18 protein-coding genes and 1 tRNA gene are annotated in these 23,501 nt (G+C 41.5%); 13 read left to right on the top strand and 6 right to left on the bottom strand.

The features are described 5' to 3' along the window. Positions 1-6: 6 nt before the first annotated feature. The 10 genes from H6541_03795 (at position 7) to H6541_03750 (ending at position 11,525) form a co-directional block, all read left to right on the top strand. Positions 7-1,386 (top strand): porin, encoded by a 1,380-nt coding sequence (locus H6541_03795; protein MCB9014893.1) that lies wholly within the window; start codon positions 7-9, stop codon positions 1,384-1,386. A gap of 28 nt (positions 1,387-1,414) precedes the next feature. Continuing rightward, positions 1,415-3,484 (top strand): lamin tail domain-containing protein, encoded by a 2,070-nt coding sequence (locus H6541_03790; protein MCB9014892.1) that lies wholly within the window; start codon positions 1,415-1,417, stop codon positions 3,482-3,484. Between the two features lie 97 nt (positions 3,485-3,581). Beyond that, positions 3,582-4,223: a hypothetical protein gene (locus H6541_03785; protein MCB9014891.1), complete on the top strand. Its 642-nt coding sequence runs from the start codon at positions 3,582-3,584 to the stop codon at positions 4,221-4,223. 11 nt (positions 4,224-4,234) lie between these two features. Then, complete coding sequence (locus tag H6541_03780; GenBank protein MCB9014890.1) at positions 4,235-4,702, top strand: CYTH domain-containing protein; 468 nt, start codon at positions 4,235-4,237, stop codon at positions 4,700-4,702. 105 nt (positions 4,703-4,807) lie between these two features. Next, a complete protein-coding gene (locus H6541_03775; GenBank protein MCB9014889.1) occupies positions 4,808-6,433 on the top strand; it encodes a DASS family sodium-coupled anion symporter in 1,626 nt (541 codons plus the stop codon). Between the two features lie 149 nt (positions 6,434-6,582). After that, a complete protein-coding gene (locus tag H6541_03770; protein ID MCB9014888.1) occupies positions 6,583-8,040 on the top strand; it encodes a hypothetical protein in 1,458 nt (485 codons plus the stop codon). Positions 8,041-8,057: 17 nt separating this feature from the next. Continuing rightward, positions 8,058-9,212, top strand: a complete 1,155-nt coding sequence (locus tag H6541_03765) for a T9SS type A sorting domain-containing protein (protein MCB9014887.1) — start codon at positions 8,058-8,060, stop codon at positions 9,210-9,212. 239 nt (positions 9,213-9,451) lie between these two features. Then, on the top strand, positions 9,452-9,979 hold the full coding sequence (locus tag H6541_03760; protein ID MCB9014886.1) for a helix-turn-helix transcriptional regulator: 528 nt from the start codon (positions 9,452-9,454) through the stop codon (positions 9,977-9,979). Positions 9,980-10,030: 51 nt separating this feature from the next. Next, a complete protein-coding gene (locus tag H6541_03755; GenBank protein MCB9014885.1) occupies positions 10,031-10,816 on the top strand; it encodes an SDR family oxidoreductase in 786 nt (261 codons plus the stop codon). Between the two features lie 31 nt (positions 10,817-10,847). Continuing rightward, positions 10,848-11,525 carry an epimerase gene (locus tag H6541_03750; protein MCB9014884.1) on the top strand — a complete coding sequence of 226 codons (678 nt, stop codon included), beginning with the start codon at positions 10,848-10,850 and terminating at the stop codon, positions 11,523-11,525. 301 nt (positions 11,526-11,826) lie between these two features. On the opposite strand, the gene H6541_03745 is transcribed toward H6541_03750, so the two are convergent. After that, a complete protein-coding gene (locus H6541_03745) occupies positions 11,827-12,741 on the bottom strand; it encodes a nitroreductase family protein (GenBank protein ID MCB9014883.1) in 915 nt (304 codons plus the stop codon). A 178-nt stretch (positions 12,742-12,919) separates the two neighbouring features. Here H6541_03745 and H6541_03740 point away from each other — a divergent pair, with 178 nt between their 5' ends. Next, entirely contained in the window at positions 12,920-14,350 is a 1,431-nt protein-coding gene (locus H6541_03740; GenBank protein MCB9014882.1) for an SDR family oxidoreductase, read from the top strand. Between the two features lie 95 nt (positions 14,351-14,445). Here the strand turns inward: H6541_03740 and H6541_03735 are convergent, their stop codons facing one another. Genes H6541_03735 through H6541_03725 form a run of 3 tightly spaced genes read right to left on the bottom strand, consistent with a single transcriptional unit; the run spans position 14,446 to position 17,087 of the window. After that, positions 14,446-15,066 (bottom strand): TIGR00730 family Rossman fold protein, encoded by a 621-nt coding sequence (locus H6541_03735; GenBank protein ID MCB9014881.1) that lies wholly within the window; start codon positions 15,064-15,066, stop codon positions 14,446-14,448. After that, positions 15,063-15,785 carry a lipoyl(octanoyl) transferase LipB gene (lipB, locus tag H6541_03730; GenBank protein MCB9014880.1) on the bottom strand — a complete coding sequence of 241 codons (723 nt, stop codon included), beginning with the start codon at positions 15,783-15,785 and terminating at the stop codon, positions 15,063-15,065. Before lipB ends, H6541_03735 begins: the two co-directional genes overlap by 4 nt. A 33-nt stretch (positions 15,786-15,818) precedes the next feature. Next, positions 15,819-17,087 (bottom strand): peptidase M64, encoded by a 1,269-nt coding sequence (locus tag H6541_03725; GenBank protein ID MCB9014879.1) that lies wholly within the window; start codon positions 17,085-17,087, stop codon positions 15,819-15,821. A 227-nt stretch (positions 17,088-17,314) separates the two neighbouring features. Here H6541_03725 and H6541_03720 point away from each other — a divergent pair, with 227 nt between their 5' ends. Together H6541_03720 and H6541_03715 are read left to right on the top strand one after the other, a co-directional pair. Then, positions 17,315-18,373 carry an acyltransferase gene (locus H6541_03720; protein MCB9014878.1) on the top strand — a complete coding sequence of 353 codons (1,059 nt, stop codon included), beginning with the start codon at positions 17,315-17,317 and terminating at the stop codon, positions 18,371-18,373. Between the two features lie 70 nt (positions 18,374-18,443). Further along, positions 18,444-18,515: transfer RNA gene (locus H6541_03715), tRNA-Arg, on the top strand. A gap of 77 nt (positions 18,516-18,592) precedes the next feature. Here the strand turns inward: H6541_03715 and H6541_03710 are convergent. Both H6541_03710 and H6541_03705 read right to left on the bottom strand, forming a co-directional pair. Further along, entirely contained in the window at positions 18,593-19,762 is a 1,170-nt protein-coding gene (locus H6541_03710; protein MCB9014877.1) for an adenylate kinase, read from the bottom strand. 247 nt (positions 19,763-20,009) lie between these two features. Further along, positions 20,010-23,363 carry a glycosyl hydrolase gene (locus tag H6541_03705; protein ID MCB9014876.1) on the bottom strand — a complete coding sequence of 1,118 codons (3,354 nt, stop codon included), beginning with the start codon at positions 23,361-23,363 and terminating at the stop codon, positions 20,010-20,012. Positions 23,364-23,501: the final 138 nt, after the last annotated feature.

Raw genomic sequence — 23,501 nt, 5'->3', positions numbered from 1 at the left:
TCAAATATGAGAAAATTGAGACTTTTAAATCTTGCATTAGCGCTATCAGCGCTGGTGTTTACAGGCGGTCACGCTTTTTCGCAGGAAGCAGACACTTCAGCCCGTTACAACCAATATGGGGTTAAAGTTAACCGCAGAGCTCTTCAGGCTGAAGAACGCAACGGTATGCTTATCCTTGAAAGCAAAGACCAGAAGTATAAACTCTGGTATGACGCCCGCGTTCAGGTTGACGGAGCAATGTTTATGGGTGATACTTACAACCCTATCGGAAACGGAACTTCTATTCGCCGGGCCAGGTTTGCTGTGAAGAGTGCTTTTGCCGAAAAATGGTATGGTGAGTTTGATATGGATATTTCCAACTCTGAACTTGAACTGAAAGATGCTTATCTTGAATTTTCACCAAATGAAAATCTGGGTATTAAGGCAGGAAATTTCAAAGAAGGTTTTTCGGTTGAATCGACTACTACTTCGCGTTATCTCACATTTATTGAACGTGCTAATGTTGTTTCAACATTTGCCCCGTCACGCCATATTGGAATTGCTGCTACTTATAGCAAAAATTGGCTTTTTGGAATGGGTGGCATTCATTTTCAAGACATTGGAGGGCTTGAAGAACGCACCTTCTCGGAAGATAACAACAAAGATTACGGTTTTGATGAAGGCGTTTCTTTCACAGGTAAACTGGTTGCTATGCCGTTTTATAAAGACATGAACAATGGCTTACATATAGGTATTGCAGGTTCATACAGAACTCCAAAATCAGATGCCGAAATCCGTGGAACAGAACGTTACAGTTCACGCTCTCTCACCTCTATAAACCGCAAAAAATATATGGATACCGACCTTATTCCGGATGTTGATCATATCGCACTCGGAGGTTTCGAACTAGCCGGCTATCATAAAAATTTCAAGTTCCAGGCTGAATATATGCTCAGTAATGTTTACAAAAAGAACGACCTTCCTACCGAACAATTTGATGGTTGGTATGCCTTTGGAAGTGTACTTCTTTTTGGCGGAAAATATAACTACAATTTCAGCGAAGCTGAATTTACACAGCCTACACGCGGCAAATCATGGGGAGATATTGAACTTGCTTTCCGTTATGACTACCTCAACCTAAACAGCCGCAATGACGGTATTATTATGGGTGGAGCCGGCGAAGGCTATACATTTGGAATTAACTACCACGTGAACAACAATGTGAAGATTATGCTCAATTACGCATATTTGAATCACGACAGATATGCCAACGGTAAAGGCAAGCTCTTTATTGGTTACGACGAAAACGGAGAACTCACCAAAGACCCGAAAAAAGTTGTGGCTGCAGATGGCAAAGCCGGTGAAGATTTCAGCATGATCAATATCAGATTTGAGGTGGATTTCTAAAAAATAAAATACATAAAAAAATAAAATCATGAAAACAAGAATCCTGTTTTTTATACTGATTCTCATGGGAGTTACGTTCAATTCCTGTGTAAAGGACGAATTATTCAAAGGCCCGCCTGTACTCAGCGACCTGACCATCAACCCGCAAGCTCCCGGTGACAACGACATTGTAACAGTTAGCATTAAAGCAACTGATATGGAAGGTGTTAAAGCCGTAACGCTTTACTATAAAGTGGAACAGAGCGACTTTACCAGCTCAAGTATGGTTGTTTTAGGCGGAGCAGCCAATGTTTATTCTGCACAAATTCCTGCTCAGGAATCAGGCAAAACAGTTTCCTATTATATAGAAGCTGAAAACCTTTCAGGACAAAAGTCTTACAATCCCGCTGGGGCCCCTGAAGCCACAGCTGCTTACACAGTTGGCGCTCCCAGTATTGTAATGAATGAAATTTACAGCCGTGGAACTGTTGATGCACCTGACTGGGTCGAACTCTACAATAATTCAGATTCTCCTGCCGATATCAGCGGTTACAAAATTTATGATGCAGGCGGACAATCAGGAGCAAAACCCAAAAAAGAAATTCCCGCCGGAACAATTATTCCTGGCAAAGGTTTCTATGTAATTGTGGTGGATGATGGCACTGAAACCGGTTTTGGAATGTCAAGTGCCGGTGAAGAGGTATGGTTTGAAAATGCTTCAGGCAATTTAATTGATGATGTCATTTTCCCGGCTTTTGAGCCCAGTCAGTCATATGGCCGTGTTCCTGACGGAAGTGGCACATGGCAGGTTCTCAATACTATTACACAAGGAACCGCCAATGATAATTCTCCGGCACTTCCTGTCATCCTGATGAATGAGATTTATTCACAGGGAACTGCCGAAAACCCCGATTGGATTGAAATTTATAACGGCTCTGCTACCGCAGTAGACATTAGTGGTTATAAAATTTACGACTCAGGTGGACAAAGTGGCACCAAGGTAAAAAAAGAGATTCCTGCCGGAACAACCATTGCTGCTGGTGGATTCTATGTTATTGTAACTGATGATGCCGATGCCAGTGGTTTTGGCCTGTCAAGCAACGGCGAACAGGTATGGCTCGAAAATACAGCAGGAACTGTAATTGATGACATAAGCTTCCCGGCACTCGAAGCCAGTCAGTCTTTCGGCCGTTATCCTGATGGAAACGCCAACTGGCAGGTGTTAAATGTTGTTACACGTGGAACCGCCAACGACAATTCAGCCCCGTCAGCTGCTGTTATCCTTATGAATGAGATATTCTCCAGAGGAACAACAGAAGACCCCGATTGGATTGAAATTTATAATGCATCAGATGTTTCAGCAGATTTAAGCGGTTATAAAATTTACGATAGCGGCGGACAGGCCGGAACCAAACCTAAAAAGGAGTTCCCGGCCGGAACAGTTCTTTTGCCTGGTGAATTTTTTGTAATTGTGGTGGATGATGCCGATGCCAGCGGTTTTGGCCTCTCAAGCGGTGGCGAACAGGTATGGCTCGAAAATGCAGCAGGTACTGTAATTGACGACATCACTTTTCCCGCTCTGGCCGAAACAGAGTCATATGGCCGCTATCCTGATGGAACCAATAACCTGCAGGTTCTCAGCATTGTAACCAAAGGCGCAGCCAATAACAACTCAGTTCCCCCTCCTGCCGTCGTAATTCTCATGAACGAGATCTTCTCAAAAGGTGTTGATCCTGACTTCGATTGGATTGAGATTTATAATGGTTCAACAATTGCAGTTGACCTGAGTGGTTATAAAATTTATGACAGTGGCGGACAGGCCGGAACCAAACCCAAAAAAGAATTTCCGGCCGGAACGATTGTACCTGCTGGCGGTTTTTATGTAATTGTGGTAGATGATGCCGATGCCAGCGGTTTTGGCCTTTCGAGCGGCGGCGAAGAAGTATGGCTTGAAAATGCTGAAGGAACCGTAATTGATGATATTACTTTCCCGGCTATGACAGATGGCCAATCCTATGGCAGAAAGCCAGACGGCTCCTCAAATCTTTTCATTTTTACAGAAATAACCCGGGGCGCCTCAAATAATAATGCCACAACTCTTCCTAAAAGAAGAAAGTAAACGAAAGCATCCCCTGCTAAGCAAAACTGTTTATCATAATCAATAAAATCCTTACAGGCCGTATCGGCCTGTAAGGTTACTCTTTAAATAAAAAACAATGTCAAAAGAAAAAATTGGAATTGGGGAGATTTCCAAACCCCGCTTCGAGTTCCGTTCATTCGGACAAGATTTTGCAAATGCACACAAACGCATGGCCCGTTTTTCAGTGCCTGTTCCTGAAAAAGTCTGGGAACGTCATTCTGATGAAATATACATCCTCTCGCGAACCAATGATATTAACAATACTAAAATCCGCGATGGCAAAATGGATATTAAAACCTACGTCCAGACTGTTGACGGACTTGAACAATGGAATCCGCTGATGAAAGGCGAATTTCCTATTCAGGCCTCTGTATTAAAAGAAGAGGTTTTTCCAGCTTTTCAGGTAGAAATGCCAGCTTTGGATAAGGACGTGTATACCTACGACGAATTTATGGATATGATTCAAAAACACCCTGACCTTCAGGCTGTAAGAGTTCATAAACAGCGATTGGGATATATGGTAAACGACACCATTTGCGAATATGGTGAAGTACTGATTAATGGTGCAAAAGTGGTAACCATAAATTCAGAATCAACGGAAGTTGAAGACATCAAAAAAACAATAAAAGATGTTGGTCTCGATGGAGTTGAAAACATCAACTACCTTCAGGCAATTAAAAGAGTTATCGGAATGATTAACAAGCCTTTGGCAAACTAAAAACAAAGAAAATGGCACAGGAAATTGAACGTAAATTTTTAGTTACCGGAGACTTTAAGAGCATGGCTCATAAAGAAACCCGCATTACACAGGGGTATTTATCATCCGTTCCGGAACGGACTGTAAGAGTCAGAACAAAAGGTGACAAAGGCTTCATTACCATCAAAGGCATTGGAAACGCTTCAGGAGCCAGCCGTTATGAATGGGAAAAAGAAATACCAGCAGAAGAAGTACGCGAGCTATTAAAAATATGTGAACCGGGCGTAATTGACAAAACCAGATATCAGGTAAAAGCAGGCCCTCACACATACGAAGTAGACGAGTTTTATGGTGAAAACCAGGGACTTATTGTGGCTGAGGTTGAGCTTTCTTCTGAAAATGAAACTTTTGAAAAACCCGTCTGGCTTGGTGCCGAAGTTACAGGAGATGTAAAATATTACAACTCAATGTTGATGAAAAATCCATATACCAAATGGTAAAATAAAAAGGGAGCAGCGGGTTTTCAAACTCGCTGCCCTCTTACTTCAAATACAAAATTTGTGCTGGAATATTCTCATTTAAGACAATTCTGATATTACTTGAACATGGCAATACAACCGAATGACATACAGAAAGACTTAGCTTTCGATCCGCTGGATATGCATAACTATCGTATTGAAAAGCTGCCCAAACGTGAAAAGAGTGGATTTGAGCGCTGGCTTTCCATCATTGGACCTGTTTTGGCTATTTTGTCATTTATCCTGTTTGCCTTTGTGATTAAACTTCCGTTTTTACAGGAAATTGACCCGTCAAAACTTGTATCTGCAGAAGCAAAAAAAGCATACGAAAAGTTAGGGGCTCTGGCATTTGTCAGAACCAACGAAATGATGCTGGCTGTTTTTATTGCAGGCATTATTTTATGGATTACCGAGGCCATTCCCAACTACCTTACATCCCTCATGATCATTGTGGGACTGGTTCTTACCGGAGTGTTGTCAGAAAAAGAAGCTTATGCCCAGCTTGGACATCCGGTTATGTGGCTGAATATCATGTCTTTTGTGCTTGCCAGTATGCTGGTAACTACCGGTGTAGCCAAACGTTTTGCGTTATGGTTTATCTTGAAATTCGGAAAAAATGCCGGAACAATATTTATTAGCTTTATTGTTATCAATATTGTTTTATCTGCATTTATTTCAGCTACCACAGCGAAGGCTGCCATTCTTCTTCCCATTTTTATGGTTATAGCTGCTATTTACGGTGCTCGTGGAGGTAATAACCGCAATAACTTCGGCCGCAGTATAGTTTTACAGAATTTGTTCTATATCAATATCGGAGCCAGCGGTTTTTTAACCGGCTCAGGCGCCAATCTGCTGGCAGCAGCCTTAATCACTGGGGCCATTGGAACCAATATATTTTTTACCGATTGGCTGATGGCCATGTTTCCGGTAATGATTGGTCTGATGCTGATAGGTTATATTCTGGCCATGAAAGTCTTTTTTCCACTTTCGCCTGACGAGCGCATACCCCAGATAGAAGGAGGAATGGCCCGCCTGAAACAGGAATATGAAAAACTGGGAAAAATCACCCGGCTTGAAGTAAAATCAATCATCATTTTTCTATTGATTCTCGCTTTCTGGTCAACCGACAGGTTACACGGAATCAGTCCTACTGCTGTAGCCTTCGTTGGTGCGATTATCGCTTTAATGCCCCGCTATGGAATTGTTAAATGGAATGAGGTAGACATTCCCTGGCACCTGATGCTTTTTTCGGCCGGGGCATATACGCTGGGGTCAGGCTTCTCAGCCACAGATCTCCCTTCCATCAGCGTCAATGCATTTTTCGACCATCTTGGTATCAGCAATCATACTCCCTTCTGGACATTATACCTAATGCTAACAGGAGTAATGATTTTTAGCGCTCTTTTATTTCAATCCAAAACAATGAGGGCCATGATTTTTATTCCCATAGCTATTGGCGTAGCCAACAGATTTGGGTTCAGCGTTATTAGCCTGGCATTGCCTGTTGCTTTTATGATTGAGCATGTTTATGTTTTGCCGTTCAACAGCAAACCGGCTGCCCTGCTTTATGAAACCGACCAATACAGCCTGACTGACACCTTCAGATTTGGATTTACCATTATGGTCATTGCCTGGGTGCTGAATATTATTGCAGGTGAAACCTGGTTCAGACTATTGGGGATAACCCCCAACGGAGTTTTTGGAATTTTCTGATTTACCATTTCGACCAACAATCTCCGGAACATTACTGCATCGCTGACAGGCTTGGCATCCTGAAAATTAATATGGAATTATCTATCCATTCAGTCTTGCAGTTTGCTCCTAATCACATATTTCAATCAAAATATGTTTAATTTTAATCCATGATTGAAGACTTAGTTAAAATACACGATAAATTCTCTGTTGAAATAAAACTGGGATTCATTGCACGAAAGAAGCAGGAAATTAGCGACTTTGCAGTGAACACCTGGCTGTTTATTCCCAACAGTCTTGATATTAACCGATTTACTTACCAGAAATCTGACTTCTACCGCGATCTCAAATCCAATATCAGATTAATTACTCCTGTTTATTTACTGCGCAACATTGCTGTAAGGGAAAACGAACCATTTTTATTAATGGAAAAAGCTTTTCAGGAGCTGGCCTCTCAACCTTCACGTGCGCGAATTGCCGAATACGAATATCACATCAGGATGTTTGTATCCATTGTAAAAAGCGCCCTTCGTGAAGAAATCAACCATATTTCAGAGAATGGCTCTGATGAAGACCTTGGTTATCTTGTTGATTCATACATTGAAAGTGTAAAAACCATTGCTGAAAACTACCGGCAATTAAGACGAATTATCAACGTTTCAACCATCAATAAGGAGTTGATGAATTATTACCTTTTTGGTGATGAATTTTTAAGTAATCTGCTGGAACAGCATTCCTTTAAACTGATGAGCGGATTGAGAAAAAGTCCGGATCTTTCCCCTGATATCAGTATAAAATTAATGAAACTGATTACCGATGAAGTAGCCTATAAACAAGCAAAAGGCTATCCGGTTGTTGAAAAAGAAAGTCCTGACAGAAATCGCGATTTAGTTTTCAGATTAAGTCTGTTGAAAAAATACGCTGAAAATGAATTGTTCCTTACTACCAATAAACGCCGCGACGGTGTGCTGATTGAGCAGGTTTACATGAGCATTGCGGCAGGTATTTCAATGGTTTTTGCCACAGCCATGGCATTTTCATTTCAGCAAAAATTCGGCAATTTTACCATGCCCTTCTTTGTGGCACTGGTGGTTAGTTATATGCTCAAAGACCGGATAAAAGAACTTTCGCGTTATTATTTTGCGCATAAACTCGGCCGCAGATTTTTTGACCACCGCACCGATGTTAGCCTGAGCAATCACAATATAGGCTGGAGCAAAGAGAGCATGGACTTTATTTCTGAAAGCAAAGTTCCGGCCGAAGTATTGAAAACACGCAACCGTTCGGCCATTCTTGAAGCTGATAACCGCAATAACCGCGAAAAAATTATCCTTTATCGAAGGTTAGTCAGACTCAACCGAAAAAGCCTGAACGAATGCAGCCAATATCCAACCAGTGGTATGAATGATATTATCCGGTTCAATGTTTCCAATTTTGTCCAAAAAATGGATAATCCGATTGTTCCCCTGTTTATACCTGGTGAAAATGGAAGCATCGGCATCGTAAAAGGCGAGAAAATGTATTACATCAATCTGGTCATTCAGTTTAAAAATGAAGAACAATCAGAATACAAAAGGTATCGCATTGTAATGAACCGAAAAGGCATCAAGGAAATTGAATCATTCTGACATTTAACATCTTTGAAATGAAACATTTAAATTACAGGAATCTATTCATTCCCTTTCTTTTACTGACTATACTCACCGCTCAGTGTCAGTCTCAGCAAACAGATGAACGGTCAGTCAGTCTGAGGCATATCTGCAGGTTGCCTTCGGTTCTTACCGAAAGCTCCGGCATTGCTATTGAAGGCACCAACCGTATATGGTCTCACGAAGATTCAGGCAATTCGAATGAAATATACTGTTTTGATACCACAGGAACACTTCTTCGCACCCTTACCATTTCCAACGTTCATAATATCGACTGGGAAGATATGGCCGTTGATAATGAAGAAACCTGGTACCTCAACGACGCTGGCAATAACAACAACGACCGCCAAAATCTGGCCATCTACAAGATTCCTTCACCTGAAACCATTAGCGGGAACAGTGTTAACGCTCAGATTATCTCATTTACATTCGAAGATCAAACATCTTTTCCACCACCTGCTTCCAACCGCAACTTTGATATTGAAGCAATTGTATGGCATAATGACTCTTTGTTCCTTTTTACAAAAGACCGAAGCACACCTTTTACAGGAATCACTAAAATGTATGTTCTCCCCGATACGCCGGGAACATATACAGCCAGACTTGCCGATACCTATCATGCAGGCAACACCGAAGAAACCGGCCGAATAACTTCGGCAGATATCAATCATCACACAGGAGAATTGATTCTGCTTACTAAAACCGGACTTCTTTCTTTTACCAATTATCCGGGTAACCGGTTTTTTGATGGTGAAATGGTCAGATACAATTTTACAAGCATGCCGGGCCAAAATGAATCCATTGGATTTGTTAGCACCACCAAACTTTACATGACAGAAGAAGGAACAGGCAGCACGGAAGGATATCTTTATGAGCTGAACTTGCCTGTGCCTCAAGCCATTGGAAATCTGCAAAATAAAGAAAAATTACTTTCCCTGTATCCTAACCCTGCAACGAACCAGATAAAAATTGTAAGCTTATTAAACCATTCAGCTTTTGTTCAGATAAAAGATTTAGGCGGAATGATATTAAAACAGCAACTATTCTCAGGAGAACTTACACTTGATATCAGCCAGCTGAAGGCCGGCGTCTATTTTGTTTCGGTGATGAACGAAACAACGCAGGTTTCAAAAAAAATACTCAAACTCTGATTGAAAAAAGTATACTGTTCTCTTTTCCCGTTTCTAAATAAAGCCTGAGCAGACTGCTGTATCAGGCCTCCTGATTTTATGTCCCAATATATCATGAAGGCGGGATTTTACTTGTCTTACAGTTGGTTTTGCCCTCACTTTTTCAAACAGATTTAATAATTTTTATTAAGTAATATTGAAAATAAATTGCCCATCAAAAAAATAATCGTATCTTTGCAAGTGATTACTCACTTCTTACCATGACAGAAAAACAGGAAAAGATTTTACGTGCCGCACTTGAGTTATTTGCCCGTGACGGATTCAAAAGTACTTCAACAAGTAAAGTTGCGGCTCATGCAGGTGTTTCAGAAGGTCTTATTTTCAGGCATTTTAAAAATAAGGAAGGTCTTCTGGAGGCCATCATTCAGGAAGGAGAAGAAAGGGTAAAAATATTGTTTGCAGATATTATATTTGAAACAGATCCGAAAGCTGTAATCAGAAAAACATTTGATACATTACTGAATATCAAATCAGTCAATGAAGAAATGGAGTTCTGGAAACTGCAGTATAAAGTTAAATGGGAAACAGAACAATATGGCGAGCAAAAAATGATACCACTGGAAATGGCTTTAACGAGTGCATTCGGAAAACTTGGCTATGAATCTCCTGAACAGGAAGCCCAGATAGTATTATTAACAATTGATGGGCTTGCTACAAAATACTTCCTTCAAAAGCATTATAACCTCGACAACATGGTGGCTTTTTTGAAAACCAAGTATAATCTCTGATTTTTTTTATCCATCAAAGCAAGTAAGTACTTACATTTAAAACCAATTCAAATGAAAACAACAAAAACCCTATTAATAACAGGAGCCTCATCGGGCATAGGAAAAGAAATAGCCAGCATCCACGCAGAAAATGGCGGAAATTTGGTCATTATCGCCAGAAGCGGTGACAAACTGGAGAAGCTCAAAACTGAACTGGAACAAAAACATGCGGTTCAGGTAAAAGTCATTGTCAAAGACCTTAATTTACCTGAAGCGCCAAAAGAAATTTATGAGGAAGTAAAAAAAGCGGGCATTCAGATTGATTACCTGGTTAATAATGCTGGATTTGGCGGAATTGGCAAGTTTCACGAGCGGGAATGGACACAGGATCTTGCCATGATTAACCTGAATGTTGTTGCATTAACAGCTCTTACCAGGCTATTCCTGCCAGATTTTGTGGAAAGAAACAGCGGTAGAATTTTAAATGTATCCTCAACTGCAAGCCTCATGCCCGGACCACTTCAGGCCGTTTATTTTGCAACCAAGGCTTATGTCACATCATTCAGCCAGGCCATTGCCGGAGAATTGCTTGATACCAACGTAACAGTAACAGCGCTGCTGCCGGGAGCCACAGAAACTGAATTCGGCCGGATTTCCGGAATGGACAAAACGACCATGTTTCAGCACACAGCCAATGCCCGGACTGTTGCCCTTGATGGTTATAAAGGAATGCTCGCCGGCCGGCTGGAAGTTATTTCAGGACTGACCTTTGCACAAAAGGTAATGATGTTATTTCTGCCAATCACACCCAAAAAAATAATGTTGCGACAAATTCGCCTCATGCAGGAAGTCAGTTAACAAACTACGTTTCACCACTTGAAATAAAACAATGAAAAAAGTAATTTTAACAGGTGCAACCGGAATGGTTGGAAAAGGGGTTCTGCTGGAGTGTTTAGACCATCGCGCAATTGGTGAAGTACTTGTTATCGGAAGAAACCCTGTCTCCCTGAAACACCCCAAGCTTAAGGAGTTAATTCATAGTGATTTCAACGATTTCAATACCGCAAGCATTGATTTAAAAGGCTATGATGCCTGCTTTTTTTGCATGGGCGTTAGCGCCGCAGGTTTGAATGAAGACCAATACAAACAAATTACCTACGCATATACGCTTTCGCTGGCCAAAGTCCTGCACCGTATGAACCCGGCTATGATTTTTAACTATGTTTCGGGGCAGGGTACTGATACAACAGAAAAAGGAAGAATGATGTGGGCAAGAGTCAAAGGCAAAACTGAAAACGACCTTATACAACTGGGTTTCAGACGTGCATACATGTTCAGACCCGGAGCCATCATTCCCTTAAGGGGTATAAAATCGCGTACAAAAAGTTATCAGTTCATCTACGACCATTTTATGTGGCTTGTAAAACTCATCAGGCTTATATCGCCTGACTCTGTTGTAACAACCACACAAATTGGGCAAGCCATGATTAATACAGTTTTGCAGGATTATGAAAAGCAGATTTTGAAACCCAGAGACATTCTTGCTCTTGCTTCAAAATCGCAGTAAACTGAAAAAAATCCACATAAAGATGGGTGATTCCAAAAGGAAAAAGGGCTACCAGTAAAACATATTGCTGGCAGAAGTATCAGAAAAGAAGTTCAACATCACGCTCATTTAAAAAGCTGAGATGTTAAATAATTTGCCAGCCTTAAAAACACAATATTCGGTGTCACTTTGGAAACCAAACAAACTTTATTACCATGATGTTTTTTTTTGAATAAGGCGAAAAATTCAGCAGCCACTCCTGAATGCAAATAAAGCTATGTTTGCGCGTAAACCAATATCAAAAGGAGAATTGTTATGCTGACTATACATAATAATCAACTTTAGCAAAACTCCTTTTGATGGTTTTATTGAATTTAAACTGCGGATATCCAAAAACAACGATGATTGAATCGCGCATTTTTGAAGGCAATCCGTATTTTCTTTTAAAATCTTTTCCGGTGTGCTTCAAAAACGGCCCCACACTCCCAATCATACAAGCTCCTAACCCCAGCGATTCAGCAGCCAGGGTAGCATAAGTTGCAGTAATGTATGGATCAGCCGGGTCCGACATATTTCCATAAAACATGATAGCCAATGGCGCATCATAAAGCACATAATTTTCCTGTCGCTGTTTTGATTTGCAGAAAAATTCTACCAAAGGCATTACAAAGGATTTAAAAGCCAGATAATCATCTTTGCCCATAAACGGGCGCATCAATCGCATAACCGCCGGAGATACCATCCACTTCATCCGGCTCAGCAAATCCACAAAATCAAAAGAAAACTGCCTCACTTTTTCACGACTGTTTAAAACCATGACACCCACATCGGATGGAGGTAAACCCATGGGAGCAGTAGATGAAAGGGAAAGAATTTTTTCGATTATCTCATGTTCAACAGGCTTGTTCTTAAAATCGCGGATACTGCGTCGATTCAACAAAAAAGAGTATAGTTGAGGGAAATTGACAGATGGTTCCCCTTGTTTCAATGCACTAAAATCTTCTTTTGCGACTGTTCGTCCTTCAACAGAAATGGCATCGTGTGGACAAACTGCAACACAATGGCCACAAGCCATACAACCAAATAACGGTTTTGGATTAATGGTAAGTTTTTGGTCATCCATTATCAAGGAAAAATCCTTGCAAACTTTCACACACAGCCCGCAAGCTGTACATTTCTGATAATCGATGGTAATTCGGGCATTTTCTGTACCCGTACGGCTGGTGGCTACTGACATGATGGCTTGTTTTAAACATCAAAACTATAAACAGTTGTTGCCGACAACAACAAATTACAGACGAAAGGCAGAAAACTGGAGTTAAATTAATCAATTTAAACATTGAAAGACAAAAAGTTCCAATCATTCACAAAACATATAGGCAAATAGCTTGTTAAGCATTCATTAACTAAACAGCATGAAGGTAATCCTCACCGGTGCAACCGGATATATTGGCAAGCGATTGCTTCCTGTGCTTTTGGCCGAAGGGCATGAAGTCATGTGCATTGTTCGCGACAAACAAAGGTTTCAGCATGAACCCGGCCCTCAGCTTCACATTATTGAAGCCGATTTACTGAACAATAAAACATTTGCGGACACCCTAACTGATATAGATGTAGCCTTTTACCTTATCCATTCAATGGGTTCGGCTATTGATAAGTTTGAAGAGATGGAACTCCGCTCGGCCAAAAACTTTATTCAGATTGTAAAAACATGCAAGGTTAAACAAATTATTTATCTAAGCGGGTTACAGAACCCTGAAGCAGCCTCTCCTCACCTTCGGTCAAGACTCAGGGTTGAAGAATTACTGATGAATTGCGGCATACCATGTACCACTTTAAGAGCTGGTATAATTGTAGGGTCAGGAAGTGCTTCATTTGAAATTATCCGCGACTTATCAGAGAAGCTACCGGTGATGGTTACACCCCGGTGGCTGAATACACGCTGCCAGCCAATCGCAGTCAGAGATGTTATCAGTAGTTTGAAGGCGGCCATGCTAAATCCTGATGCGCTTCACAAGATACTGGATATCGGAGGGCCTGATGTTCTCACTTACAAGCAAATGCTGCTGCAATATGCTGCTGTAAGAAGGTTAAAAAGATATATTCTTGTATTGCCTCTGATGACTCCCCGTCTCTCATCGTACTGGTTATACTTTATTACCAGCACTTCATACAAATTGGCCGTAAATCTGGTAAACAGCATGAAAGTTGAAGTAATATGCAACCAAAATATGTTCAGCCAGCTTACCGGAAAAGCCCCCCTTTCATACAAAGAAGCGATTGAACTTGCCTTTGAACGAATAGCTCAGCATCATGTTGTTTCAAGCTGGAAAGATGCACTGGTAAGCAGCAGTAACCTGCCAAACCTGAACGAATATATTTCAGTACCTGAACATGGCTGTTACAGTGACATCAGGGAAACAAAAATTAAATCAGATCGCGACAAAGTGATTGCTAATGTATGGAGCGTAGGTGGCGAAAAAGGCTGGTATTATGCCAACTTTTTATGGAAAATAAGAGGTTTTGTCGATAAAATGTCAGGAGGAATTGGCCTGAGGCGCGGCCGGACCAATCATGAAGAAATCAATGCAGGAGATGCACTTGACTTCTGGAGGGTTTTACTTGCAGACCGTGATAGCGGACGCCTGCTGCTTTATGCAGAAATGAAACTCCCGGGCGAAGCCTGGCTTGAGTTCACGATAATTCATAAAAGCGGGGCGTTATTTCTCAGACAAACCGCTACTTTCAGGCCCAAAGGACTGACAGGTCGGTTGTACTGGTTTGCAGTATGGCCTTTCCATCAGTTTATTTTCAAAGGAATGAACCGCAGAATGGCACATAGCTAAATATTAAATTCCTGCCAATTAATTTAATTACAGGCTCCTCATGCATTCATCAAAGTACATTCAAAAAGCCGAAGCCCTTTGAGTGCCAACCAGGTTTACTTACCATTCAAACGGCTTTCAGTCTGCGCTTTGATGTCATCAATCCACTTGCTGTCAACTTTCACAGATTCATAATTTTCAATAGCCAGCAACAATTGTTCCGGGCCTTCATCCACCAAAAGATTCTGGCGGTGTTCACTTCTTACAAATCGCTGTTCAACCGTGTAATCCAGGAATTTTACCAAATCGTTATAAAAGCCTTTGGTATTAAGCAATGCCACAGGTTTGTCCATGATCTCCAGTTGATTCCATGACATAACCTCAAATATTTCGTCGAGTGTGCCAATGCCGCCCGGCATAGCGATAAAAGCATCTGAGAGTTCCGCCATTTTTTCTTTGCGTATACTCATTGATTCAACCACATGAAACTCTTTCAGATTGGTATAGGCTACTTCACGGTCAATCAGTCCTTGAGGCATCACACCAATTACATGTCCGCCTTCAGCCAGACAAGCGTCGGCAATAGCCCGCATCAGCCCAATATTGCTTCCCCCGTAAACCAATGTAATTTTCTTCTGACCCAATAGCCGGCCAAGCTCGCGGGCAGCTTCAGTAAAAGCCACATCAGCTCCGGGCGAAGAACCACAAAATACACAAATCGATTCTATTTTTCTCATTTATTAATTTTCTGATTAAGTTCAGCAATAGAAACCACGTCAGGTTTAAGATTAAACACAAACGCCAGTTTCGATAATAATGTTGTTTTCACTTCATGAATGTCCACCTCCTGCCCAAGTTCAGCAGCAAGTGAAGTCACAGATTTATCAGTGAAACCACATGGATGAATAAAATTAAAATATTGCAGGTTGGTATTGATATTTAAGGCAAACCCATGCATACTAACCCAATGGCTGGTACGCACACCAATGGCACAAATCTTCCTGGTTTTTCCGGGTTGATCAATATCGAGCCAAACACCGGTTGCCCCTTTCATTCGTTCACCGTAAACACCATAAGGCTGAAGGGTTAAAATGATGGCTTCCTCAAGTTTTTCTATATATTCTCTTGCCCCGCTGACCAATGGTTCAAGATTGAAGATTGGATAACCGACAAGCTGGCCGGGGCCATGATAAGTAATATCGCCTCCGCGGTTTGTTCTGAAAAAGGATGCTTCTTTTGCCTTTAACTGAATGGCATCAATCAGCAGATTTGAGTCAGAACCACTTTTACCTAAAGTATAAACATGCGGATGCTCGCAAAACAGCAGAAAGTTCTCAGTTTCAGCCAGGCCTGCCTTTTTCTGCTCAATAATATAATTGAACAAACGCTCCTGCAGAGCCCAGGCTGCCCCATATTCAATAAGGCCAAGGTCAGAAAAACGGGTGTTTACTACCAAAACTTCAGATTAAGTAAAAAACTCATTATCAAATTAATGGGTATATGTTTCCAGCATATCGCGAATAGCTTTTTTACAGACAGGACAAAAATTGTTGTACGACAGTGATTTCATCGTGCAATCATGAGCCGGTCTGTAAACGCCTTTGGTCATATAGCCTCCTCCTTCGTATGCACCGACGGCATATTTATCTTTCTCAGATGCGGGTGTTGGAATTGGAGCTCCAGGGGTGACCATACTTTTCCATTTAGCATCAAAATCGACCAGTGTGGTAAGATTTGGCTCCCATGGTTCAACCTTTAAGTTGTAAAAATCTTCATACGCTACTTCCGAATTGTAATACTCGTCGCCCAAACCCGCAAAGCTGTGGCCGAATTCATGTACAAATACATAATTGGCATAAGGGTTATCGCTGGTAAACAATGCATAATGGTTGTATATGCCACCTCCACCATAAACCTGAGAGTTGGCCACGATGCATATTTGATCATACGGAACATTGGCTGCCACATCGCGCACACTTTTCATATCGTAAGTGGTGAGGTAACGATCAATATCAAAAGTATAAAAGGAGCTGTTGAGAATGGTTTTCTTCCAAACACCCTTGCCCGGGATATCAGCACCTGATTCTATGGACGGAGCCAGCACTCCAACTATGTTTATTTTGTTTTTGTACTCGTCAAATGGATTACACTTGAGTAAAAAATCAGACAGCCGGTTACAGTCAGCCTTAAATTTCTCCATTTCATCGGCAGTGTATCCTTCAGGAATAAAAACAATATCAAGACATACCGAAGGGTCTCCGGCCTGATTTATAACAAAAGACGGGTACTCGTGACGCCGTTCCTTTTTAATAAAATAACTTGAAGGATCCAGCTTATAACTAAATTTCAGTATCCATTCATTATTTCTGGTACGGTTATAAAAATCAACCATTACCGGTTTCCGGGGAGAAGGAATAACTACATTTTCAGGATAAGCTCTGAAAGTTTCTTTTGCTTCACCGGTTGTTTGCCATTCAGAAAACAAACTGGAATAATTGTGCTTGTAAATAACAGTACCAGACTCAATATCCTGCACAGTTACTTTATAGTTTCCGTAATCCATTGCGTTTACAAGGTTAACTTTTGAGCCCCCCCAAAATGGCTCTTCAATAAGTTCGTCAATTGCGTAAGCATCGCTTGTAGCATTACCTGTATGCACATAATCAATGCGCAGGGTTTTGTTGTAAAAATATTTACTAAACTGGGCGCTCGAACTAAAACCAAGCGTTACTAAAATGGCAATCAATAATTTTCTCATCCTTTTTGATTTAATCTATCACGCAAATGTAAATATTTCAATACTCCGTCCGGCGGCTCTTGCTAAAAAATGAAGCAAGACATCTAACCCGACAGGCTTATTGAATGCTATAGCTACTACAACATATTATTAACACTATCTTTGCACACTTTTGGGGAGCTTTGTTTACAAAATCAATACCAAACAGGTTAATATCTGTTACTTACATTTAAATTTCAAAACAACAGGTGAAGAACAGGGTTCAGTCGTTGGATTATTTGAGAGGACTGGCTGCATTCAGCATTATGGTCTACCACTATTTCACCTGGTCGTCATACAAACTGGGGGCTGATACCTTTGCGGGACGAACTGGCATTTATGGAGTATCTGTTTTTTATGTGCTCAGCGGACTTACCCTTTTTATTGTTTACAACAACTCGCTAAGCCCCCAAAATACAGGCCATTACTTTGTTAAACGTATATTCCGCATCTTTCCGCTGCTCTGGCTCAGCATTTTTGTGTCGGTTGTTCTGTTAAACTTTAAAACCAACCTCTCTGATCTTCTTCTTAACCTCACCGGCCTTTTCGGTTTTTTTGCGCCCGATCATTACATTGCTGTGGCCTCGTGGTCTATTGGTAATGAGCTGGTTTTTTACACCATTTTCCCGCTGGTTATATTTTCCGGAAGAAAAACCCAGTTCGCACCGGTGCTATTTTTTGCACTGGCTGCGGGGCTTGCACTTTTTTTTGCTTACTCAGTTTTGGCAACAAACCTCACCCTGAAGATGCAGTGGAGCCATTACCTTAACCCCCTGAATCAACTGGTATTGTTTAGCGGAGGCTTGCTATGCGGCCAGTTGCTTGCCGGCAAAAAAGTACCCCTGCCCTATGCACTGCTTTTGCTGGCTTCTGCATTGTTGCTTTTTGTTTTCTATCCTGTAAAAGGCGATTTAAGTGCGCTGATTGCCGGTAACAACCGGATAATATTTGTATTGCTTTCGCTGGGCATAACCGCTTCATTTCTGATGATTGACTTTAAAACAGGCAAAATTGCCGGCTATGTGCTTTCAACTTTGGGCGAAGCATCCTATTCGGTATATCTGCTTCATCCGCTTGTATTTTTAATGCTAAAAAAATATGCCGGCTTCAGCAATCATAAAACGCTGATTTATACTGGTTTTGCCATTACCCTGCTCCTCAGCATACTGGTTTATCATTTTTATGAAAAACCGTTTATCCGGCTGGGACAGCGATTGATTGACCACTGGAAACAAAAACAGTCCTATGCCATGCGCTTACAGAAATAAAGCTTTTTAACATCCAAAATCCGATTTGCACAATATGAAGGAATTGCCTAATTTTGCACCTGCTAGTTAAGGCTCCGTAGTTCAATGGATAGAACGGAAGTTTCCTAAACTTTAAATATAGGTTCGATTCCTATCGGGGCTACAAAAGGGCCTTGAAGCATTCACTTCAAGGCCCTTTTTATTTTAGCCTGACATAAGCTTTATTTGTCACGTCTGATTCTAACGCAAATTTTTGATTCCATTCTCTATGGCTGCTGAGATACGGTTAAATACTTCATCAAATGCGCCTCTGCCATCAATTTTAATTACACCGTGCAACTGATTGTATTTTTCAATAACAGGAACGGTTTTGGTCTCATGCTCCTGAAGGCGTTTCACAATTTTGGCTGTTGAACTGTCATAAGGCATACAGGCAGAAGTCTTACTTCTGGCATCCAACCTGCTAATCAGTTCAAGCGTGGGCACTTCTATTTCAATAATTTTTGAAATAGAGGAGCCGTATTTCTTCAACAAGCCATCAAGAATATATGACTGGACAAGGGTTCTGGGAAATCCCTTAAAGATATAACCCTTAACTTCTTTCGAGCCGGCCAGTTTCTTTTCAATCAGCTGAACCACTATTTCATCGGGCACCAATTGGCCGTTTTCATACATTGCAGTAATTTTTTCGCCTGTTTCAGAACCGCTGGCAATTTCCTGTTCAAGCATTTCGCCTGTAGCCACGTACTCAAGCCCGAATTTTTCAGCCAAAGCCTTTCCCTGCGAACCACGACCTGAACCCGGATAACCAAAAAGTACAATGTTTGACAAGCTCTTACTCAGTTCATGATTGATAATTTTTGTAATGGCCTGGTTCACTTCATCAATAGACGCTAAACCGTTTACTTCTTCATATATACCCTTATCGCGATAAAACTGAAGAACTGGCAGTGTTTTGTCATTGTATTCCCTTAGTCTGTTGCGGATAACCTCCTCATTATCATCGCTCCTGCCTGATGTTTTCCCTCTGTTTAGCAACCTCTCAACAGACTCTTGCTCAGGCACAACCATACTTATCAGACAGTTAAGTGAAGTATTCAACTTCAGCATTAGTCCTTCGAGAATGTAAGCCTGAATATATGTACGGGGAAATCCATCGAAAAGGAACCCATTGGAATCAGGATTATCAGTAATTGTTTTTTCAATAATCTGAACAATAATTTCATCTGAAACCAAGCCACCCTGCGCAATAATACTCTGTGCCTCAATTCCTAATTTGGTTTTTTCCGCAATTTCTTTCCTTAACAAATCGCCCGTGGAAATGTAAAACAGGTTGAACTTTTTAATCAGGAATTCAGACTGGGTTCCTTTTCCCGCACCCGGAGGGCCAAACAAAGCTATATTTAACATAAAACAGATTTGAAACGTCAAACCAATTGCAATTTGTGAAACTGCTATTATTACTGGTAAACATGAAACTCAAAGGTACAAATAACTTCGAATTGTGCGCCAAATATGATGAATTCAAATTTCTTAGACCGTACAGAAATAATTTAAAACAGGAAACCGCCCTTAGAATTGAGGCGGTTTCTGGTATTATAAATCCAAATAAAATGTTTGATCAGTGAAAATAAACACTTGACCAAAAGCTTATCACTTACTTCCACTCAGGCAACCTGCCTGGAGTATAGGGGACACCTGCCTTTTCCATTTCAGCTTCAATTGCAGGAAGTTCAACTTCGCTTATTTGTTTTACCTGGTTATAAAGCGCTGGAAATTCATCGCGGATTATGTCGTAGCTGCGCAGATGTGTGCTGGTTGGAGCCGAACTGTTTCCGTAAAAAGCATAAATAATGTTGCCGAGCCTTTCATTGATAGAAACCGGTGCCGGAGGATTTTCTTCGCGGCTGGCTTTAGGCTCTTTTCCGTTAAAAGCAAACAAAATGTCGTCAACCTTTAGGGAAAGTGCCAGCAATTTAGTTTCGAGTGTAGCAGAAGCTCCGGGAGTTTGGTGAACAGCCTGCATCATGGTGGCAATTTTTTCCGATAATTCTTCGGTAAAATTATCAGTTCCCTGCACAATGCGAATCAACTCAGCAACCTTTTGCTGGAAAGCAACCAGTTCAGCGCGGTTTTCGGCTGGCAGTGTGGTGTTATTTAGCACAACGGCTTGAAATGGTTTGGGGCCGGTCAGATTTTTTACTTCGCCGCCAGCTACCAAATCCATGGCTACAAAATACTTTCCTGGCATGGCAAACAGTCCTGAATTGCCATCTTTAAACGGATCAAACTTACCATCACGATTACGCACAGGATTGGTTGATGCATAGCGCAAATCCCAAAGGGTGCGGTTCATTCCCTTTGAAGGTTTTTGATAAAGCTTGCGAACGATATTTCCTGATTCGTCAGTAATGGTAAATACCAGATAGGGAGCTATTTCATTTTGCTCTGCCCGTAGCTCGCCTTCAGTAGGTTGAGGTATTTTTTCGCCTTTTTTAAACAGTTCTTTTTCTTTTTCCTGTCTTTTTTCAAGCAGCGTCTGGGGCACATCTTTCAACCACCAGGTAAATGTTGCGCCTAATTCAGGGTTTTTCGCTGCGTAATAGGAAGAACCTTGTCCGTATTTTCCACCGGTTTCTACAAACATCAGCGCGTCTTTCACATCAAACATATATGCCTGACTATCCATAACAGCTTTGTTAACAACACGTAGTGGTGAATAATCCTCCAGGATATAAAAACCACGGCCGAAAGTAGCAAGTACCAAATCGTTTTCGCGTTTTTGAATAGCAATGTCTCTGACTGAAATAACAGGCAAACCATTTTTTAGTGGTGTCCACTGCGCACCGCCATCAATGCTGAAGAACAAACCAAACTCAGTACCCACAAACAGCAGATCGGGGTTAATAAAATCCTGGGCGATAGTGTGCACACTTCCATTCTCCGGAAGGTTGGAAGCAATAGAGACCCAGGTTTTACCTTTATCGGAACTTTTCAGCAGATATGGTTTGAAATCGTCGCGTTTGGTATTGTCAAATGCAGCAAACACCACATTTTCGTCAAACTGCGATGGCAAAACATCAGCCACAAAAGTAAACTCAGGAACGCCCGGAAAGCTGCCTGCACGGCGCCATGTTTTAGCATCTTCGGTAACCTGAATCAATCCATCATCGGTTCCTGCATAAATCAGATTTTCCTTTACCGGCGATTCGTCAAGAGAAACAATAAGCCCCCAGAGTGAAGTTGAAACATCCTTGGCAACGGCATCGATGCTCCAGTATTTTCCCATCACAGGCCAGCTGTTGCGATCGGTACCGGTAGTCAAATCGTCAGAAATAACCTGCCAGGTATTTCCTCTGTCATCGCTGCGAAATACTTTATTAGCCGCTGTATACAATCTGGTGTGAGCATGCTTGCTGATGATTAACGGGGTATCCCAATACCATTTATAGGTATCTTCTCCTTTGCGTGGCTCGGGTCTGATATCAATCGCTTCACCGCTTTTGCGGTCGTAGCGAACCATATTACCGTACTGCGCTTCAGCATAAACGATGTTGGGATCCTGAGGATCCACTGCTGTCCAGAAACCATCACCGCCATTGGTAACAAACCATTCATCATTTACCACTCCAAGGCTGCTTGTATTGCGCGAAGGCCCGCCCATACTGTTGTTATCCTGTGTTCCTCCGTAAACGTAGTAAAATGGCTCGCTATTGTCAACATTGACACGGTAAAACTGGGTAACCGGCAGGTTGTTCTTAAACTGAAAATCCTGTCCACCATCCCAGGTTTCATAAATGCCGCCATCTCCACCAATAAGAAAATGGCGGGTATTGGAAGGATCAATCCAGAGTGCATGATCATCAACGTGGCGGTTTTTGGTACTGACGTTTTTCCAGGTTTTACCGCCATCTTCGGTATATTGAGAAAATGTTTCAACAGAGTAAACCTTGTCAACATCCCTGGGATCGCAGTAGATCTCATTATAATATTGTCCCTGAGCTGTGTGTCCGCTCATTCTTTCCCATGAAGCACCACGGTTATTGGTCCGGTAAAATCCTCCGGCATCACCTGCGGCTTCAATAATTGCATAAACAACATCGGGATTAACGGGAGAAATGGCAATACCAATGCCTCCCATTTCGGCTGAAGGCAATCCCGAAGTCAATTTAATCCAGTTTGCACCAGCATCGGTAGATTTCCAGATACCTGATTCAGGGCCTCCGCCAATTTTAGTAAAATCATGTCTTCGACGCTGTTCAGAGGTGGCATAAAGAACATCAGGATTGCGGGGATCCATTATCACATTATTGATTCCCGTGTTTTCACTTATATTTAAAACTTTATTCCATGTTTTTCCGCCATCAGTCGTTTTATACAATCCCCTTTCTTCACCAGGCCCCCAAACGGAGCCTTCAGCAGCTACATAAACGATATCGGTATTCTGGGGATTTATAGCAATCATTCCAATCTGGCGTGAGTTTTTCAATCCCATGTTTTTCCAGCTTTTTCCGCCATCGATTGACTTATAAATGCCATCACCATAACCTAAAGCCCGCTGGTGATTATTTTCACCGGTACCCGCCCAGATAACATTTGAATTTTCAGGGTCCATCGCCAAACATCCGATGGAATAAGACCCGTAATGGTCAAAAACCGGTTCCCAGGTGGTGCCGGAATTGATGGTTTTCCATATATGACCAGAAGCAACTGCTACATAATACTCCGCAGTATTTTTTGGATTCACTGCAAAATCAGCAATACGGCCGGAACAAAAAGCAGGCCCGATTGAACGAAATTTCAGCCCACTGAAGTCACCCGGTTTAAGGGTATCTTTAACAGAAGTATGTTGTTTTTTCTGTGCATACATATGCCCTGGAATCAAAACAGCAATACTTAAAATAAATATTGCCAAAAGCTGGTGCAAAGGCATAATTATTGCATTAGTTTTGCATGCTGATAGCATGGCTTTCTTTCCCCTTTTTTCAGGGTTTAATCCGGAATGGTTCATACTTTAATCAGGTTTTGGGATTAGTTTGTTATGAATAAATCCCTTTGTTGCTCATTGTCAAAAATAGTATAAAAACTGAATCAACAGTTCTCATTATTGAATTGCATTTTAAAAGTACCTTTACACCCAATAATATAC

Source organism: Lentimicrobiaceae bacterium, assembly GCA_020636745.1.
In the GTDB taxonomy this organism is placed as follows: Bacteria; Bacteroidota; Bacteroidia; order Bacteroidales; family Lentimicrobiaceae; genus Lentimicrobium.
The sequence above is the reverse complement of the archived record's forward strand: the minus strand, read 5'-3'. Positions and strand labels throughout refer to the sequence as shown.

What these genes read in the sequence shown, in the direction of transcription:
- H6541_03795 (MCB9014893.1), top strand. Translation starts at nt 7, where the DNA reads ATGAGAAAATTGAGACTTTTAAATCTTGCATTAGCGCTATCAGCGCTG.
- H6541_03790 (MCB9014892.1), top strand. Translation starts at nt 1,415, where the DNA reads ATGAAAACAAGAATCCTGTTTTTTATACTGATTCTCATGGGAGTTACG.
- H6541_03785 (MCB9014891.1), top strand. Translation starts at nt 3,582, where the DNA reads ATGTCAAAAGAAAAAATTGGAATTGGGGAGATTTCCAAACCCCGCTTC.
- H6541_03780 (MCB9014890.1), top strand. Translation starts at nt 4,235, where the DNA reads ATGGCACAGGAAATTGAACGTAAATTTTTAGTTACCGGAGACTTTAAG.
- H6541_03775 (MCB9014889.1), top strand. Translation starts at nt 4,808, where the DNA reads ATGGCAATACAACCGAATGACATACAGAAAGACTTAGCTTTCGATCCG.
- H6541_03770 (MCB9014888.1), top strand. Translation starts at nt 6,583, where the DNA reads ATGATTGAAGACTTAGTTAAAATACACGATAAATTCTCTGTTGAAATA.
- H6541_03765 (MCB9014887.1), top strand. Translation starts at nt 8,058, where the DNA reads ATGAAACATTTAAATTACAGGAATCTATTCATTCCCTTTCTTTTACTG.
- H6541_03760 (MCB9014886.1), top strand. Translation starts at nt 9,452, where the DNA reads ATGACAGAAAAACAGGAAAAGATTTTACGTGCCGCACTTGAGTTATTT.
- H6541_03755 (MCB9014885.1), top strand. Translation starts at nt 10,031, where the DNA reads ATGAAAACAACAAAAACCCTATTAATAACAGGAGCCTCATCGGGCATA.
- H6541_03750 (MCB9014884.1), top strand. Translation starts at nt 10,848, where the DNA reads ATGAAAAAAGTAATTTTAACAGGTGCAACCGGAATGGTTGGAAAAGGG.
- H6541_03745 (MCB9014883.1), bottom strand. Translation starts at nt 12,741, where the DNA reads ATGTCAGTAGCCACCAGCCGTACGGGTACAGAAAATGCCCGAATTACC.
- H6541_03740 (MCB9014882.1), top strand. Translation starts at nt 12,920, where the DNA reads ATGAAGGTAATCCTCACCGGTGCAACCGGATATATTGGCAAGCGATTG.
- H6541_03735 (MCB9014881.1), bottom strand. Translation starts at nt 15,066, where the DNA reads ATGAGAAAAATAGAATCGATTTGTGTATTTTGTGGTTCTTCGCCCGGA.
- H6541_03725 (MCB9014879.1), bottom strand. Translation starts at nt 17,087, where the DNA reads ATGAGAAAATTATTGATTGCCATTTTAGTAACGCTTGGTTTTAGTTCG.
- H6541_03710 (MCB9014877.1), bottom strand. Translation starts at nt 19,762, where the DNA reads ATGTTAAATATAGCTTTGTTTGGCCCTCCGGGTGCGGGAAAAGGAACC.
- H6541_03705 (MCB9014876.1), bottom strand. Translation starts at nt 23,363, where the DNA reads ATGAACCATTCCGGATTAAACCCTGAAAAAAGGGGAAAGAAAGCCATG.